This window comes from Actinopolymorpha pittospori, from assembly GCF_014873875.1.
Taxonomy (GTDB): Bacteria; Actinomycetota; Actinomycetes; order Propionibacteriales; family Actinopolymorphaceae; genus Actinopolymorpha; species Actinopolymorpha pittospori.
Genome location: NZ_JADBEM010000001.1, coordinates 272,043 through 287,613 on the forward strand (window position 1 = coordinate 272,043; position 15,571 = coordinate 287,613).

Below are 15,571 nucleotides of genomic sequence, written 5' to 3' on the forward strand. Positions count from 1 at the left end.
GCGAGCGGTGCGAGCCGTAGCCGACGCGGCCGGGTGGTTGAGATGTGGCGGAGTGCGGCTACGGAGCCACGGTCAGGGCGAAGAGGTGGAACAGACCGTTGGTCGGCATGGTCAGCGAGGCGACCGTCTTCCCCGCGGGGATGGGTGCACTGAGCAGGTACACGTCGTAGTGGTTGGTGGGGTTGGCTGGGCCGGTGGTCTTGTTTCGTCCCAGGGACTGTACGACCGGCACGGCGCTACCGGTCGCCTGGCCGCTGTAGTACCAACTCGGCACGGACAGGTCGGTCGAGGTTGTCGACCCGTCGGTGTAGGTCACGGTGAGGGTGCCGCTGGTTGCTCCCGCGCCTGCGGCGAGCAGGTCCACCGCCGAGCCCGTGCCGGAGATCTTGATCGTCTGGCCGGATCCCACGACGTTGTCCACCGTGCCGGCGGGCACGTCCGGCATCCTCAGCACCGCCCCGCTGTACGTGATCGTCGCGCCCGGGGACGCGCCGTTGGACAGGACGGCCCCGTTCAAGCCGGTCGCCGCGTTCAGGGCCTGCTGGTCGAAGGTGTTGCCGCCGCCGTCGAAGCCGCCGTTCAGGCCGGGCGGGTTCGGCGCCGACTCGTCGGTGATCGCGACGTTGTCCAGTGCCTGCTCGAAGCTGGAGAAGACCGGAGACACCGGCGTCTGCGGTGCCACGGCGATCGCGAACACGTGGAGCAGGTCAGCGTTGGGCAGCGTGACGGAGGCGACGGACTTGCCCGCGGTGATCGGCGCGGTCACGTCGTACACGTCATAGGTCAACGTGGGATTCGCGTGACCCTTGAGCGCGTTCTTGCCCAGCGACTGCACGACCGGCACCGCGGGCCCGTGGACTGGCCGTGGTAGTACCAGCTCGGTACGGAGATGGTCGCCGAGGAGGACGTGCCGTCGGTGTAGTTGACGGTTACCGTGCCCGAGGTCGCGCCCGCGCCGCTCGCGAGGAACGCGACGGCGCTGCCCGTACCGCGCAGCGCCACGGTCTGCCCTGACGCGACGACGTTGTCCTTCGTGCCCGGTGCCGCGTCGGGCATCGTGAACACGGTTCCCTGGTAGTCGACCGTGGCGCCGGCGGACGCGCCGTCGGACAGCTTCGCGCCGCTCACCCCGGTCGCGGCGTCTAGCGACTCCTGGCTGAAGGTGCCGCCCGCGCCGTCGAAGCCTCCGTTCAGCCCGGCCGGGCTGGTGTCGGAGTCGGCGGTGATGGCGACGTTGTTGAAGGCATCAGACAGGTGCGTGTAGGGGGTCAGGGACGGGGAGAACTCGGCTCCGCGCACCTGCTGCCTCCGCCCGGAGGACGCCGTTCGCGTCGGCGGGACACGGTAGGTCGCCGTGGCGTCGATCTCCACGTCGTGCCCGGCCGGGGCGTCGCCCATGGTGAGGGAGAACGTGGCGGTCGCCGAGCCCCCCGGTGCGATCTCGGGGACGGTCACCGGGGAGGTGGCGGTGACCGTACCGCCGGACGGCGTGGTCACGGACACTTCGACGTCCTTGAGCCACTGGACGCCGTCGTTGGTGAGGGTCACCTTGACCGGTCCCGTGCTACCGGTGCTGAATCCGGAGCCCCTGACCATGAGGTCGGTGGCGGGCGCGGCCCCTGGTGCCGCCCTGCGCAGCGGTGTCACCCGGTACATCGTGACCCCGTGCGGCGCCACGTCGGCGGAGATGGTGCCCGCCGACTGGGTGGTCTGCCCCGTCCACAGGTTGCTCAGCGAGTAGGCCGGGGCGTCGATCGAGAAGCCGGCCTGGGAGGCGGTCAGGCTGGCCCGCTCGTTGGTGTCGCCGCTGTTGGAGAAGAGGACCGAGATGTCGCCGTTCGCGAGCGGCTTCGACCACACTGTGACGTTGCCGTACGTGCCGACCGAGGTGCCCTGCGCGCCGTAGGGGTCCTGGTCGACCGCGATCACGGCCGGGTTGGAGATGGTCTCGGCTTCGGCGGCGGTCAGGGTCGCCGGGTCGGCGCTGAAGACCAGCGGTGAGGCCAGCTGGGCCGCCATGCTGAACTCTGCCTGCTTCTCGATGGTGCTCGTCGAGTCCTGCGGCTTCAAGGTCGTGTAGAAGTTCCAGTGTCCCGGCCCGGCGTACTGGGCCGACTCTGCGCTGCCGTCCTGCGGGGAGTACCAGAGGTTGCCGATCTGGCTGGCCCAGGACAGGACGGTCGGGAGGTCGGTGGCGTAGGCGGGCGCGGACTCGAAGTAGACGATGGGTCGACCGGTGGCCTTCAGGGCTTCACTCATCTGGGTGTAGGCCGTCTGGAGCACCTGGTCGGAGGTCTGCCCGTCCATCGAGGGCATGTTGCAGCCGTCAAGCTTGAGGAGGTCGACGCCCCACGAGGCGAACGTGTCGGCGTCCTGTTCGAAGTGGCCCCAGCTGCTGGGGTAGCCGGCGCAGGTCTTGGTGCCGGCGTCGGCGTAGATCCCGAACTTCAGCCCGCGCTCGTGGAGGTAGTCGCCGAGCCACTTCATTCCGTTCGGGAACTTGGTGGCGTCTGCCACGAGGTTGCCGTCGGCGTCGCGCTCGGCCGCCGACCAGCAGTCGTCGATGTTGATGGAGTTGTAGCCCGCGGCGGCGAGCCCTGTGTCGACCAGGGTGTTCGCGGCGTCGACGAAGGTCTGCTGGGAGATGTCGCAGCCGGTCACTGCCCAGCTGTTGAAGATCATCGGCGGCGTGAGCGCCAGGCCGTTCTCAGAAGGTGCGTCGTTGGGCTTGGGCAGCCAAGTGTCGGCCGGGCTGCCCCAGCCTGCCTCCGCGGGCTTGGGCGGCGACGCTTGCGCCGCGTTCGCCGGCAAACCGGTCGTGAGTGCGACGGCGAGGGTGAGGGCCGGGACTGACCAGCGCCGCAGCGCCGAACGGCGACGAGCAACTTGGGACGTGCTTCAGAACATGCAGACCTCATCACTTGAACTTCCGCCGGGAAGGCGGTAACAGCTCAGGCTTGTGGGCACCAGTTGCGGCAGGTGAAAGGCGGGGCGAACGCGAACTGAACCGGACATTGCCTGCAAGATCAAGTTCCCGAGCACACCGTAGCGCCTTCAGCGGCGGCATGATCCGACGGACGAGGGGACGTCCGACTCCGAGCACACGCGGACGTACGGGGGTGCTGCGCATCGCCGCTGCGGACTACACCGACATGCAGCAGGCGGGGACAGCGTGGCTTGGCCTCCCGCAGGCGTAGGTGTCAGGGCTCGGCTGCGAGCGGCCTCGCGCGGCTTGTGCGCCGCGGGTTGTCCCCGTTGCGGGATCGTCAATCGGTCCGGGTGCGGAGGCTCCGCGCCAGGGTGGGGATCATCACCGCCGCAGGGACGAGGTGGAGCACGACGAGGGCGGTGGTGGTGGCGGTGTTTGCCCCGGAGAGGAGGGGCGGGACCAACGAGATCGCGGTCAGTGGCACTACCGTCCACACGAATCGCTCGGCGGGAAGCGAGCGCTCGAACGAAGAAGAGCGACGGCGATGACGATGCCCACGACCGAGAAGAAGTCGGTCACCACGGCGAATCCCAACAACGGGATCGTCTCACCAGCATCGGGGACCTCGAAGTCGACGCCCACGGCCTGGGCAAGCGCAGCGGCGAGAGTGGTGGCCACCATCGCTGCGAGCGTGGCGATGAAGCCGGTGCCGGCGAGCCCGCGGAGTCGGTGGCTGTGGCTGGTCTGGCCCGATGCCGGGCCTGCGACGACCCCGGTGCCATTCATGTTGTTCATGTCGTTCCTCCACCATTCGGTAACTGGCGTACGGGGTGTGGTGACTGGCATGTGACGGTCTTGGCTCTGTGGGGTGACGATGCGCACCCTCGCCGTACGACGGCCGAGGTTGTGCAGGGCGCGGACGCTGGTGCCGCGGATCCAGAACCCAGCGTCGCGTCCGAGGACCGGCCCGGGCTCGCCGTCGCGCAGCTCCAGCTGCATCCGCCCGCGGGTGACGACGCCGAACGCGTCGCGCCACTCCGCAGCGACCACCGCGACACGCGCGCCACCGCGCAGTACGAGCGTCCACACCGGGACTACTCCGTGCCGTCCGCCTCCAGGCGCTCCGGTAGCCCGAGCCGCGGGAACTGGTCGTCGTGGAACGTGACGATCTCGGTGATCGCCCCGCCGGTGACGCGCAGGACGTCGATCGTCAGCGGCAGGTACGCGCCCTCACGCTTCCGCCACTGGTAGAAGGCGACGGCAGGCTGCCGGTTCACGGAGGTGGGGAGGGCGCGCAGGTTCTTCGTGCCCTCGAAGCCGCTCTCGACCCAGTCGTTCACCACCGTGTCGCGGCCGACGTACAGGCCCGGCGTGGGCGGCATCGAGCAGCGGACGTCCTCCCGCAGCAGTGCGGCGAGCCCGTCGACGTCCGTGGCCACGCTGGCGTCGGTATAGCGGCGCACCAGCTCGCGCGTCCCGGCGTCCTCCTCGCCGCCGGTCCAGTCCTGCCGCTCGGCGGGCAGGTGCTCCCGCATGCGGGCGCGGGCCCGCTGCAGCGCGCTGTTCACCGAGTTGACGGAGTCCCCGAGGAGCTCCGCGACGTCCTTCGCCGGCCAGCCGAGCACGTCATGCAGGATCAGCACGGCCCGCGGGCGCGGCGCGAGGTGCTGGACTGCGACCAGGTACGCCAGCTCGATCGTCTCCCGCGCGACGGCGACAGTCTCCGGCTCGTCCGCGTCGCCCGCGGGCAGCTCGTCGAGCAGCCGGTCCGGGTATGGCTGCAGCCACAGCACCTCGCCGTCGGTCGCAGGCTCCGGGCGGCACTTGGCGAGCAGGTCTAGGCAGGCGTTGGTGGCGATCCGGTACAGCCAGGCCCGGAACGTCGACCGCCCCTCGAAGGTCTCCCGCCGCCGCCAGGCACGGAGGAACGTCTCCTGCACGGTGTCCTCGGTGTCCTCGAACGACCCGAGCATCTGGTAGCAGTGCACGTGCAGCTCCCGCCGGTGTCGCTCCGCCAGCCCCGAGAACGCCGGCTCGTCGACCTCGCCCAGACCGCTGACGCCCTGCTCCTCCAGCCGCGTGTCCGCACTCATCACTTCATCCTTCCGTCTCGTCGTGTCCCGTCGTAGGTGTGACGGGTGCGGGCGCGAGAACTCATCATTTCGGTCAGTTGGATGGCTGATCCAGTGAGCGTTTCTCATCTTTGGTGGGTCGGGTTGTCGGCGTGGGTGGAGAACGAGGATGGCCTTACCGTGCTGGCACGCCGGTGTTCGTGTGTTGACTAGGCGAGTTGGGGTGTAACGCTCGAGTCATTCGCCTGCGCGCCGGTGCGGGTCGGTGGATTGTGCGATCCGGTAGCCGACTCCGGGCGTCGTGGCGATGGCTGGCGGGCCGCCGAGCTTGCGTCGCAACCGGCCCACGGTGACCGTGACCGTGTTGGTGAAGCGATCGGCGTTCTCGTCCCAAACCTGCTCGAGCAGAGCCTCGGCGCTCAGGAAGCCCGGGCTCGCCCGCAGCAGCGCCTCCAGCACGGCGAACTCCTTCACCGACAGGTTGAGGTGCCGCCCGTCGCGGACGGCGGTCCGCCGTACCGGGTCCAGCTCGATCCCGGCCGCGCGCAGCGTTCGGGGCCGCGCGTCCGGTTTGCGGCGGGCCAGCGCCTGGATGCGCAGGATCAGCTCCGGGAAGTGGAAGGGCTTGGCGAGATAGTCGTCCGCGCCCAGGGTCAGCCCGCTGACCCGGTCGCCGGGGGCGCTCGCCGCGGTCAGCATCAGCACCATGGGCCGGACGCCGCGCTCGGTGATCATCTGGCAGAGCGTGTCGCCGTGCAGGCCGGGCAGGTCCCGGTCCAAAACCATCACGTCGTAGGCTGTGAGGTCGAGTTTCGCGCAGGCGGCCGGCCCGTCGTGCGCGAGGTCGACGGCCATCCCCTGGTCGCGTAGCCCTTCGGCGACGACCTCGGCGAGGGCGTGATCGTCTTCGACGACGAGGATCCTCATACCGTCACCGGCATCTTCGCGGCCGGGAGCGTGATCGACACGCGCAGGCCACCTTCGAGCAAGGGACGCAGGGCGAGTCGGCCACCGTGGGCGGCGACAACGGCGGCCACGATGGACAGGCCCAGTCCGGAGGAGCCGACACGCTCGCTACCGAGCCGCTCGAAGGGCTGCGTCAGCCGGTCGACCTCCCGCTGGTCGAGGACTTCTCCGCCGGTCTCGACGACCAGCACCGCCTCCTCCTCGCCTGCCGAGCCGGTGATCCGGATCCATCCGCCGTTCTCGTTGTGGGTCACGGCGTTGTCGACGACGTTGCCTACCAGCCGTGCCAGCAGTGCCGGGCTGCCCTGGGTCGCGGTTCCCGCCGGCACGTCCACGGTGAGGCTCAGTCCCTTTGTCTGCATGTCGGTGGACCTTTCCTGCAGTGCCACGCTGATGAAGTCGCCGAGGTCGACCGGGGTGGCGTCGGCCAGGGCGCCGTGTTGCGCCCGGGCCAGCACGAGGAACCCGTCCAGCAGGTGATCGACCCGGTCCAGCTGGGTACGCAGACGGTCCGCGAGCGCCACCGTCGAGGCGGCCGGGTCGGGCTTGGCGACTGCGACGTCAAGCGATGCCCGCATGGTCGCGAGCGGTGTGCGCAGCTCGTGGGAAGCGTTGGCGACAAAGCGGCGCTGCGCGGCGAAGGACGCCTCGAGGCGTTCGAGCAGCTCGTCGATGGTGTCGGCGAGGTCCTTCACCTCATCGGCCGGGCCGGTGACGGCCAGCCGCCGATCGAGGCTGTCGGCGGAGACGCGCCGCGTGGCGCTCGTGATGAGCCGCAGGGGCCGCAGGACGCGCTGAGCCAGCATCCGGCCGAGCAGCAGCGAGACAACCGCCATGACGATCAGCGACACCAGCGAGCCGGCCAGGAGCTGGCGTGACTGCTGCCCGGTCACCGCGGCCAGCTGGTCCTCCAACTGCGCGATGCGTTGCTGCGCCACGGCGAGGCTGCCCTGGGCGGAGGGATGCGGGGCTGGTTCGACGCTACTCAGGCTGCCGCCGGAGAGCAGAAAAGTCAGGCCCAGCAGCCCGATGCCGGACAGGAGGAAGACGACGGCATACAAGATTGTGAACCGCACGCCCACGGTCCCGCTGCGCAGCCTGGTCATGCCTCAGCATGCCCTGGGAGACCTAACAACAGCATGACAAAGCCAGTTCGGGCGGTGTGAGGTGTCGATCTGTAGAACCGAGGGCATGTCGACGACCGAACTCCTGCGGCGGGAATGGACCGCGTTCCGCCGCCCGGGCCGCCTGATCGCCCTGGCCGCCGCAGCCCTCACCGTCGTCGCGGTGGGCCTGCTGGTCGCCTTCGGCATCCGCTCGTCCTGCGACGGTCCCTGCCCGACCACTCCGGTCGCCGGCGACGGCTCCGCCGTCAGTGACACGCTCTGGTTCCTGCATCGCGACCTTGGCCGTGAGGCCAGCATCACCGTCCGGATGACCTCGATGACCGGGACGATCACCTATCCCCCGCCGAACCACGATCAGATCGTTCCCGGCCTGGTGCCGTGGGCGAAGGCCGGGGTCATCGTCAAGGACGGCATGCGGCAGGGCTCGCAGTACGCGGCCCTCATGATGACTGGCAGCCACGGCGTGCGTTTCCAGTACGACTACAAGCACGACGTCGCTGGAAGCGCGGGCGGCGTCTCGGAGCGGTCCCCGCGCTGGCTGCGCCTGACCCGCTCAGGCGACACCATCACCGGAGCCGAGTCGGGCGACGGCAAGCAGTGGCACACGGTCGCCACGGCGACGCTCGACGGTCTGCCGGACACTGCACAGGTCGGCGTCTTCGCCACTTCCCCCGGCGACCTCACGCTCCGCAGGATCGGCCTTGGCGGCACGATCGAGGAGGTCCGGTTCACTCAGGCTGTCGGTGTCTTCGACAACGTCGCTGTCGAGGGCGGCGTCACCGGCACGTGGGACAGCGATTCGGTCGGCCAGATGAACCACACCGACTGGGAGAAGTACCACAACGCGTCGGGAGCCGTGGAGAGGGACGGCGTCCTCACGGTCAGCGGTACCGGCGACGTCGGGCCGGTGAGCGAGGAGGGCGCGCGCACCGTCGAGAACATTCTGTTCGGCCTGACGGTCGAGCTGATCATCGTGCTCATCGTCGCGGCCCGTTACGGTGCCCGCACGGCTCACGAGAGGGCCGCTCGGCGGGTGATCGCTGCCCGGGCGGCCGTCGTCGGGGCGGCCACGTTCGTCACAGGTCTGGTCGCCGTCGGGCTCGTCCTCCCGGTAGGCGTCGCGATCCTGAAGGGCAACGGCATCCCGGTGCAGCCGATGCCGGCGTTGACGGGCGCTCGGGTGATCGTCGGTGTCGCGGCGGTGCTCGCACTCTGCGCCGTCTTCCTCTACGGGCTCGGGGTGTGGCTGCGTCGTGGCTGGGCAGCGATCCTCATCGGAGTGTCGCTGGTCGTGCTGCCCTACGCCGTCACGGTGGTCCCGCTGCTGCCCGACGCGGTCTCGGATTGGCTGCTGCGGCTGACCCCGGCCGCCGGCTTCGCCGTCAGGCAGACGATGGTGGAGTATCCACAGGTGAGGGCGCACTACGTGCCGGCCGCCGGCTACTTCCCGCTTCCCTGGTGGGCCGGGCTCGCCCTGCTCTGCACATACACGGTCGTCGCCGTGCGCATGGCACTCGGCCGGAAACCCGCAGCTCGGCCCGGCGTTTGGGGTCGGTGCGCTGGCCGTCAGTTCGGGTTGTCGAAGCGTGCGCCGCTCACTGGCAGGCGTGGCTCGGCGGCGGTTATGGAGGAGTGATGTCGGGTGGCACCGGTGAGTGCGCGGCTTCTGTAGGCGGAGGGGCTGAGTCCGTAGGCGGTCTTGAACCGCCGGGCGAAGTATCCCGCGTCGTCCCAGCCGACTCGTACACCGATGTGGCTGATCGGAGCGTCGGTTTGCACCAGCAGCCTGGCTGCGGCCTGTCCTCGTAGCCGATTGAGGTAGGCGATGGGCGGTACTCCCAGATCGCGCTGGAACAACCGAACGAGGTGGTTCGCTCGGTCGCGGTCGCGGCGGCGAGGTCCGCGAGGGTCCAGGTGCGTGCTGGTTCGTTTTCCATCAGATGTGCCGCTCGAGACACCGCGGGATGGAGTCGGGCGATCGAGCGAGGGTGTATCGAGTGGTCGGGTGCCCAGGAACGGCTGAGGATGTCGAGGTAGATCAGTAGGTGGCCGACGACCTGGATGCGTGAGCGCCGTGAGCGCGTCATGTCGCTCATGCTGTGCAGTTCGGCGATCGCCAGGCTCAGGTCGTAGGCGCTCAGTTGGATGCGCTGCGGCAGCGGCAGGCTCGAGGTGTGCACCGTTTCCATCAGCGGCAGTTCCGCGTCCAGGAACGACAGGGTGCTGTCGATGAGCTCTGGAGCGATGAAGCTGTCGAAGACCACGAGGTCTTCGCACTGGGCGTAGGCGTGCCACTGGTTCGGGGGAATCACGATGGCGCTTCCCGGCTGAATGGGCTGGTCACCGTCACATGCGATGTGAAGTCCGTGGCCCTGGGTGACGAGCGCGATCTCGAAGAAGTCGTGGTCATGGGCGGCGACGTCAGCGCTGAGTCGGTGGCGGTCCGCCCAGACCGGTAGGCCGTCGGGGTTGAACACCGCTGCCCGCTCGTAGCGCGGCCTCGATCGGCGGCGTGCCAATTTCGTCCTACCTTCGCCTACTCAGCGTCGGGTTGGGTCAACTTCTCGACCAATATCATCACAGTCATGACTGAGCAACGGTACTTGTTCGTCGACCGAAGGGGCACTTCGCACGGACGGACGTGCGGCGCATGAGCGAAGCTGAGGTGATGATCGCGGCTTACTACTTCCCGAACTATCACCTCGACCCGCGAAACGAGAAGTGGCATGGCGAGGGTTGGACGGAGTGGGAGCTGGCGAAACGGGCCACTCCACGGTTCGAGGGACACGAGCAGCCTCTCGTTCCGCTCCATGGCTATGAGGACGAGGCCGATCCGGAGGTGATGAAGAAGAAGATCGCGATGGCCACCGATCACGGTGTCGACGCGTTCATCTTCGACTGGTACTGGTACGGGGGTCGCCCTTACTTGGAGCGTCCGCTCGAAACCGCGTTCATGCCCAACGCACCTGCCCGCGACATGAAGTTCGCGCTCATGTGGGCCAACCATCACTGGACCAACATTCATCCCTGGAAGTCTGCGACGCCGGCCACACAACTGGAGTCGGGTAGCGCCGACGCGGACCAGTTCCGGGCCGCGACCGACTACCTGCTGGAGCGGTACTTCAGCCACCCTGGATATCTGCGTCTTGACGGCCGTCCCTATCTCTCGATCTATGACCTGCACACCCTTGTGGAAGGTCTCGGCGGCCTGGACCGCACGAAGGCCGCGCTGGACGACCTTCGCCTGCGCGCCGCCCGAGCGGGCCACGGTGAGATTCACCTCAACGCCATCGCTCAGGAACTGCCGGTTCTTCCGCAGGAAAGTGCCGATCTCGACGTAGCGGCGGTCGTGAGTCGCCTCGGCTTCGACAGCGCGACGTCCTATGTGTGGGTGCACCACTATCCGCTGCCGACGCTTCTCACCCCGTATGCCGACGTCCTGAACGAAGCCGAGAAGGGCTGGGAGACACTCGCGGCCCGCTTTGACCGCCCGTACTTTCCCAACGTGACGGTGGGGTGGGACTCATCGCCACGGACTGTGCAGTCCGACCGTCACAACCCTGACCTCGGCTATCCGCACACCAACATCATCTCCGACAACACCCCAGAACAGTTCGGACGCGCACTGGAGAAGGTGCGCGCGTTCGTCGAGAAGACCAACGCTCCCCTGGTGACTGTCAACGCGTGGAACGAATGGACCGAGGGCAGCTACCTCGAGCCGGACACGGTCCGTCGATACGGTCATCTGGAGCAGATCCGCCGTGTGTTCGGGAGCCGAGGCTGACGCAACGCGGGCGATGACATCGGCAGACGAAGGTGCGGCCCCCGGCGCTGCGGTGCCTGGCTACTGCGGCTGTGACAGCTGCTGCAGGCGTCGCAGCCGGTCCGGTTCCTGCGCGACCAGCCACGGGTCCTGGGCCAGCCGGGCATGGGCCTCGGCGAAGAAGGGACGGCTCTCCTCCACGCGGCCGGCGGCGTAGCGGCATTCGGCGATCTCCTCGGCGACGTAGCCGGCGTCCTGCTCGCCGCTGCGCCGCCACTCCTCGCGCAGCGCCTCCTGCGCGGACAGGGCCTCCTCGAGCCGGTCGAGAGATCGCAGCGCTCGCCCGACCGCCCACCGGGCCACCCGGACCTCACGTGCGCTGCCGTGCTCCTGCTGCCAGGTCAGCGCGCGCTGGAAAGAGGTCAACGCCTCCTCGAAGTCGCCCTGGTCGTGGTGGGTCCAGCCCAGGTTGTTGTGGAGCGACCCGCACCAGCCCCGTGCCCTGTCCTCCGGCGCCGACTTCTCGGCCCGCTCCAGCGCTGCCTCGTTCCAGGTGATGCTCTCGGCCGGTGAACGAGCAACGATCGCGAGCATGTGTGCGGCGTCCACGGCGTAGAAGGCGACCTCGGGCGCCGCACGGGACAGGTCCCATGCCTGCTGGAAGAGCGGCCGGGCGCTGTTGGCAGCGCCTGAGGAGTTGAACACCCGTCCCCGTTCCAGGAGGTAGCGCAGCCGGGCCAGGAGTGGGGCATCGTCGAGCTGGGTCTCCACGACGTCGAGGGTCTCGTGCGCGGCGTCGAAGTGGCGTTGCAGGCCCTGGGCCCGGGCGATCTGGGTGAGCAGTTGCAGGTGGGAGGAACGGTCCGGGCCACGCTCGGCCTCCGGCAGCAGCGCCCGGAAGGTCGTCTCGGTCTGCTCCGGTCGCTGGTGGTCCCACAGCGTGTCGAAGTCCGGCTGGGTCATGTGGTCCTCCCAGATCGAGTCGAGCGCTCCGGTCTGCCGCTGGTGAGCCTGATGATTGTTCACTGGTCGGAGCTGGTCTCAACGGTTCTGGCCAGTACTTCCTGCGCCCGGTTGACGCCTGCCTGGTGGCCGAGGCTGCGGTAGATGTCGAGGGCCTCTTCGGCGTGTTCCTGCGCGTCGGTCTGCTGGTCGCTGGCCAGGAGGGCCTCGGCCAGGGTGCGCAGGCTGCGCGCCTGCCACCACCGGTCACCGAGGTCGCGGAACGATGCGACCGCGTCCCGTAGCACGTCGACGGCCTCGTCGATTCGGTCGAGCCGGGTCAGGGCGGTGCCCTCGGCGATCATGGCGCGTGCGACTCCCCAGGAGTCGCCCTGCCGTTCCAGCATCGTTTTGGCCCGCCGGACGAAGGCGAGTTCGCGTAGTCCGTTGCCGGGGGCGCCGACGTCGCCGGCGGCACGTAGGCAGCGTGCCTCCTCCCACTGTTCGCCGCGGGTGCGGAACATCTCGGCTGAACGTTCGAGCATGAGGCCGGCCCTGATCGAGATGCTGTCGGCCTTCGCGTGTGCTCCCTGGGCGCGCAGGGCCTGGGCCTGGGCGGCGAGCACCTCGCCGAGCACCCGCTGGGTCTGGGCGTTGGAGTATCGGTTGCCGTCTCGCTGGAACACCTTCTGCGCCTGCTCCAGCAGCTCGAGCGCTTCGTCGTAGCGGCGCTGGGAGAGTCGCAGGTCGGCGAGGTTGCGTTGGGCGCGTGCATGCCACCAGTCATCGCCTGCTTCCTTGAACGCGGTGATCGCGTCCAGCAGGTACTGCTGCGCGCTGTCGAGGTTTCCCGCGTCGCGCAGGCTTTTGCCCACCGTGCGCAGCGCCCGTCCCGCCCACCAGGTCTCGCGCAGCTCACGAAAGATCCGCAGTGCCTCCTCGGCGTCGCTGCGTGCGTGCTCGAGCTGCCCGAGGCCACCGACGACCGCGGCTCGTTCGAGCAGGGCGATGCCGATCGAGCGCTGGTCGCCCAGCTGGACGGCCGCCTCGTGGGTGACCTCGGCCACCTCGCGCCAGTCGGACCAGAAGATCCGCAGCGAGTGGCACAGCGAGCAGAACGCCCGGCCGAGGCGCCACGTGAGGCTCCACATCTGCAGCTTGGCGGCTTGGTCCACACACGCCAGCAGCGCGAGGCGTTCGCTGCGCAGCCAGTTCATGGCCGCAGGCTCGCCGGTGCGGCCGCCGCCGCCCTTGCGATGCCAGTCCTGTGGCCAGCGGGCGGCCGCGACCGACTCGGCCCGCTCTCGATAGCCGTCGATGACCCGGGCGACGGCGGCTTCACACCTCTCCTGGCTGTCCTCCCTGTCTGCCCGTTCCTTGGCGTAGAGGCGGACGAGTTCGTGCAGCCGGAAGCGCCTGGTCGGGGTTCGGTCGGCGCTGGAGTACTCGACCAGTTGCGCGTCCACCAACGCGTCGAGTTGGTCGGCGCCCTCGAGTTCGGAGACGCCCAGCAGCGCGCCGGCCGCCCAGTCGGGTACGTCGGGCAGGGCGAGGAGCCCGAGCGAACGCAGCAGGCGCCGCTGCATCTCGGTGGCCTCGTCGTAGCTCAGCTGGAGGCTCGCGCGGACGCTCATGTCGATGCGGTCGGTGATCTCGAGTTCGTCGAGGCGCGTGCGTCGCTCGTCGCCGAGCCGGTCGGCAAGCTCGCGAAGCGTCCAGTGTCCGCGCGCCGCGAGCCGGCCGCCGCAGATGCCGATGGCGAGGGGAAGATGGCCGCACAGCCGGACGATGCTCTCCGCTGCTTCCAGGTCGTCGGCGACGCGGTCGTCGCGGGCGAGCCGCGCGAGCAGCGCCACGCCCTGGGACTCGCTGAACTCCGAGAGCCGCTTGTCGTAGGTCGTCTGCACGTACAGCGGTTGCCTGGACGTCACGATCACCGCGCAACCCGGCTCGGATGGCAGAAGGGCACTGACCTGGTGGTCGTCGACGGCGTTGTCCAGGTAGATGAGCAGCCGCTTGCCGCTGACCCAGGTCCACCAGAGTTTCTGCAGCTCACCCAACCCACCCGGGTCTGTGGTGAGCCGGACCCCCAGCGCGAGCAGGAAGCCCGTGAGCACGTCCTCCGGTTGTACCCGGTCCTCGGCGGAGCCGCGCAGGTCGACGTAGAGCTGGCCATCCGGGTAGCTGTCGGCGATCTCGTGCGCGAACCTGGTCGCGAGGGCCGACTTCCCTACCCCGGCCGGACCGTGAAGGGTCACCACCAACGACGTGCCGGCAGCCGCGCGGCCGCGCCTCTTCGGCCGGTTGGCGGCGAAGACCTTGTCCAGCTCGCCCAGGATCTCGGTCCGGCCGGTGAAGTGAGCCAGTGCCGGTGGCACCTGCCGCGGGGGCACGTACTCCGGGGAAGGCGCCGGCCCGGGTGGCTGCTCTGGACTCGTTCTTTCACCTGCCCACGCGATCAGGCCCGCGAGCAACGAGAGTCCGCACACGATCGCGAGCCCGATCCGAACCGAAGGGTCGAACACTTCCAGCACGGCACCAAGACCGGTGAGCACAGCCGGTCCTACGACGAGGAGCGTGAGGTTCCTGGTCGCTCTGCGCTTTCGGATCGACCCGCCCGCCATCTCGGGGCCCTTCCCCTCAGCTGTCTTCGACTGGGACGTACGACCTATGTCTCTATGATCAAGGACCGGCCCAGGTGATCACGAGACCGAGTCCGGCGTTTCGCTCCCCGTTGCGCCGTGGCGAGCGGCCGCCGCCTGCAGCCGACCGAGCGCCCCTCGCTCGAGCCACAGACCGAATCGGACGAACCAGAAGACGTGCACGAACGTCAGCACAGCCCTGATGGTGGCGATCCAGAGATGATCGTTGATGAACAGCAGGCGCCATCATGGCGAACCCGAGGAGTGCACAGCCCATGATCGTTGCATGGCCGGAGGATCGGCCCGATCTCGCCGACCTGACCGACTGACTGGCCTCAGCCCTTCCCGGACACCCGGCGGTGCGCGGACCTGCGCGTCCGGCGCTTCAAACGCTGCGGCGTCACCGCGTTGTTCGAAGCAGACGGTGCGCCGGTCGTCGTCAAACACCCCAAGTCGGTGCTCTACCCGCACGCTCCAGCGATCCACGGGACGGTGCGCCGTGCCTGCCCAGGGGCGAGCGCGCCGCTGCTCGCGCACGGCACCGGAAACAGCTGGCGGCGCACCGCTTCCGCGCTGGTTCCCGGTCGTACCGCCGCCGAGGCTGGACCGGACTCGCTGCCCGCTGTGGCCGCCGCGCTCGGTGAGGTCCAGGCCGCCATCTCCCGCACGGATCTGACCGGTTTGCCTAGCTATCGGGTCGCCGGGGTGTCCGACACCCTCGTCGAGCATCTGCGCTCGGAGCGCGACCAGGCCGCCGAGCTGCTGACCGAGTACACGAACGCCCTGCCGGCGCTGCGCGACCACGCCGCGGCGCTCGCCAGCGTGCCCGCCTCCCTGCATCACCCGGACATGAACGACGGCAATGCGATCGTCGACCAGGACACAGTGGTGCTGCTCGACTGGGAGGAGGCCGTGGTCGGTTGTCCGCCGCTCTCGTTGGACAGGTTGCTCGCTGGATCCGACGACACCGACGCGGTGATCGGCGCCTACTTCGACACTGTCGGCGCACCAAAGGACTTACTCGGCTCTGCCAGCGTCATCGCACCGTTGAAGCTGGCGATCGAGGCCCGCGCCTACGCCAGGGGCCTGGACATGCCGCACCCGCGCACCTGCCTCACTGCGGACAAGGT

Annotated in this window: 10 protein-coding genes and 3 pseudogenes; 3 read left to right on the forward strand and 10 right to left on the reverse strand. The window is 69.0% G+C overall.

Going from position 1 to position 15,571, the window contains the following annotated elements:
* Positions 1 to 58 precede the first annotated feature (58 nt).
* From HEB94_RS01325 to HEB94_RS01350, 6 genes and pseudogenes are all read right to left on the reverse strand, one after another.
* Positions 59 to 835, reverse strand: coding sequence for a hypothetical protein (locus HEB94_RS01325; protein WP_192748263.1), 777 nt, complete (start codon positions 833 to 835; stop codon positions 59 to 61).
* Positions 784 to 2,811 carry an NEW3 domain-containing protein gene (locus tag HEB94_RS01330; protein ID WP_192748264.1) on the reverse strand — a complete coding sequence of 676 codons (2,028 nt, stop codon included), beginning with the start codon at positions 2,809 to 2,811 and terminating at the stop codon, positions 784 to 786. The genes HEB94_RS01325 and HEB94_RS01330 overlap by 52 nt, the downstream gene beginning before the upstream one ends.
* A 455-nt stretch (positions 2,812 to 3,266) precedes the next feature.
* Positions 3,267 to 3,928, reverse strand: a pseudogene (locus HEB94_RS53255) (DUF6069 family protein).
* Positions 3,929 to 4,023: 95 nt separating this feature from the next.
* Positions 4,024 to 5,022 (reverse strand): RNA polymerase subunit sigma-70, encoded by a 999-nt coding sequence (locus HEB94_RS01340; protein ID WP_192748265.1) that lies wholly within the window; start codon positions 5,020 to 5,022, stop codon positions 4,024 to 4,026.
* 216 nt (positions 5,023 to 5,238) lie between these two features.
* Complete coding sequence (locus HEB94_RS01345; protein WP_192748266.1) at positions 5,239 to 5,928, reverse strand: response regulator transcription factor; 690 nt, start codon at positions 5,926 to 5,928, stop codon at positions 5,239 to 5,241.
* Positions 5,925 to 7,043, reverse strand: coding sequence for a sensor histidine kinase (locus HEB94_RS01350; protein ID WP_337917436.1), 1,119 nt, complete (start codon positions 7,041 to 7,043; stop codon positions 5,925 to 5,927). The genes HEB94_RS01345 and HEB94_RS01350 overlap by 4 nt, the downstream gene beginning before the upstream one ends.
* 115 nt (positions 7,044 to 7,158) lie before the next feature.
* Here HEB94_RS01350 and HEB94_RS01355 point away from each other — a divergent pair, with 115 nt between their 5' ends.
* Complete coding sequence (locus HEB94_RS01355) at positions 7,159 to 8,730, forward strand: DUF1349 domain-containing protein (RefSeq protein ID WP_202896046.1); 1,572 nt, start codon at positions 7,159 to 7,161, stop codon at positions 8,728 to 8,730.
* Here the strand turns inward: HEB94_RS01355 and HEB94_RS01360 are convergent.
* Both HEB94_RS01360 and HEB94_RS54155 read right to left on the reverse strand, forming a co-directional pair.
* Positions 8,661 to 9,389: a helix-turn-helix transcriptional regulator gene (locus tag HEB94_RS01360; protein ID WP_420481568.1), complete on the reverse strand. Its 729-nt coding sequence runs from the start codon at positions 9,387 to 9,389 to the stop codon at positions 8,661 to 8,663. The two genes, HEB94_RS01355 and HEB94_RS01360, sit on opposite strands and share 70 nt — an antisense overlap.
* Positions 9,386 to 9,571, reverse strand: a pseudogene (locus tag HEB94_RS54155) (AraC family ligand binding domain-containing protein); the annotation flags it as partial. The pseudogene HEB94_RS54155 and the gene HEB94_RS01360, both read right to left, overlap by 4 nt.
* A gap of 173 nt (positions 9,572 to 9,744) precedes the next feature.
* Between HEB94_RS54155 and HEB94_RS01365 the strand changes: the two are divergent.
* Positions 9,745 to 10,878, forward strand: coding sequence for a glycosyltransferase WbsX family protein (locus HEB94_RS01365; RefSeq protein ID WP_192748269.1), 1,134 nt, complete (start codon positions 9,745 to 9,747; stop codon positions 10,876 to 10,878).
* Positions 10,879 to 10,938: 60 nt separating this feature from the next.
* On the opposite strand, the gene HEB94_RS53260 is transcribed toward HEB94_RS01365, so the two are convergent.
* Both HEB94_RS53260 and HEB94_RS01375 read right to left on the reverse strand, forming a co-directional pair.
* Positions 10,939 to 11,883 (reverse strand): tetratricopeptide repeat protein, encoded by a 945-nt coding sequence (locus HEB94_RS53260; protein ID WP_192748270.1) that lies wholly within the window; start codon positions 11,881 to 11,883, stop codon positions 10,939 to 10,941.
* A complete protein-coding gene (locus HEB94_RS01375; protein ID WP_192748271.1) occupies positions 11,880 to 14,354 on the reverse strand; it encodes a tetratricopeptide repeat protein in 2,475 nt (824 codons plus the stop codon). The genes HEB94_RS53260 and HEB94_RS01375 overlap by 4 nt, the downstream gene beginning before the upstream one ends.
* A 495-nt stretch (positions 14,355 to 14,849) precedes the next feature.
* On the opposite strand from HEB94_RS01375, the pseudogene HEB94_RS54160 reads away from it, so the two are divergent.
* A pseudogene (locus tag HEB94_RS54160) lies at positions 14,850 to 15,356 on the forward strand (phosphotransferase); the annotation flags it as partial.
* Positions 15,357 to 15,571: the final 215 nt, after the last annotated feature.

Excerpts from the sequence above, each read along its gene's own strand:
- HEB94_RS01340 (WP_192748265.1), bottom strand. The coding sequence starts at position 5,022 with ATGAGTGCGGACACGCGGCTGGAGGAGCAGGGCGTCAGCGGTCTGGGC.
- HEB94_RS01345 (WP_192748266.1), bottom strand. The coding sequence starts at position 5,928 with ATGAGGATCCTCGTCGTCGAAGACGATCACGCCCTCGCCGAGGTCGTC.
- HEB94_RS01355 (WP_202896046.1), top strand. The coding sequence starts at position 7,159 with ATGTCGACGACCGAACTCCTGCGGCGGGAATGGACCGCGTTCCGCCGC.
- HEB94_RS01365 (WP_192748269.1), top strand. The coding sequence starts at position 9,745 with ATGAGCGAAGCTGAGGTGATGATCGCGGCTTACTACTTCCCGAACTAT.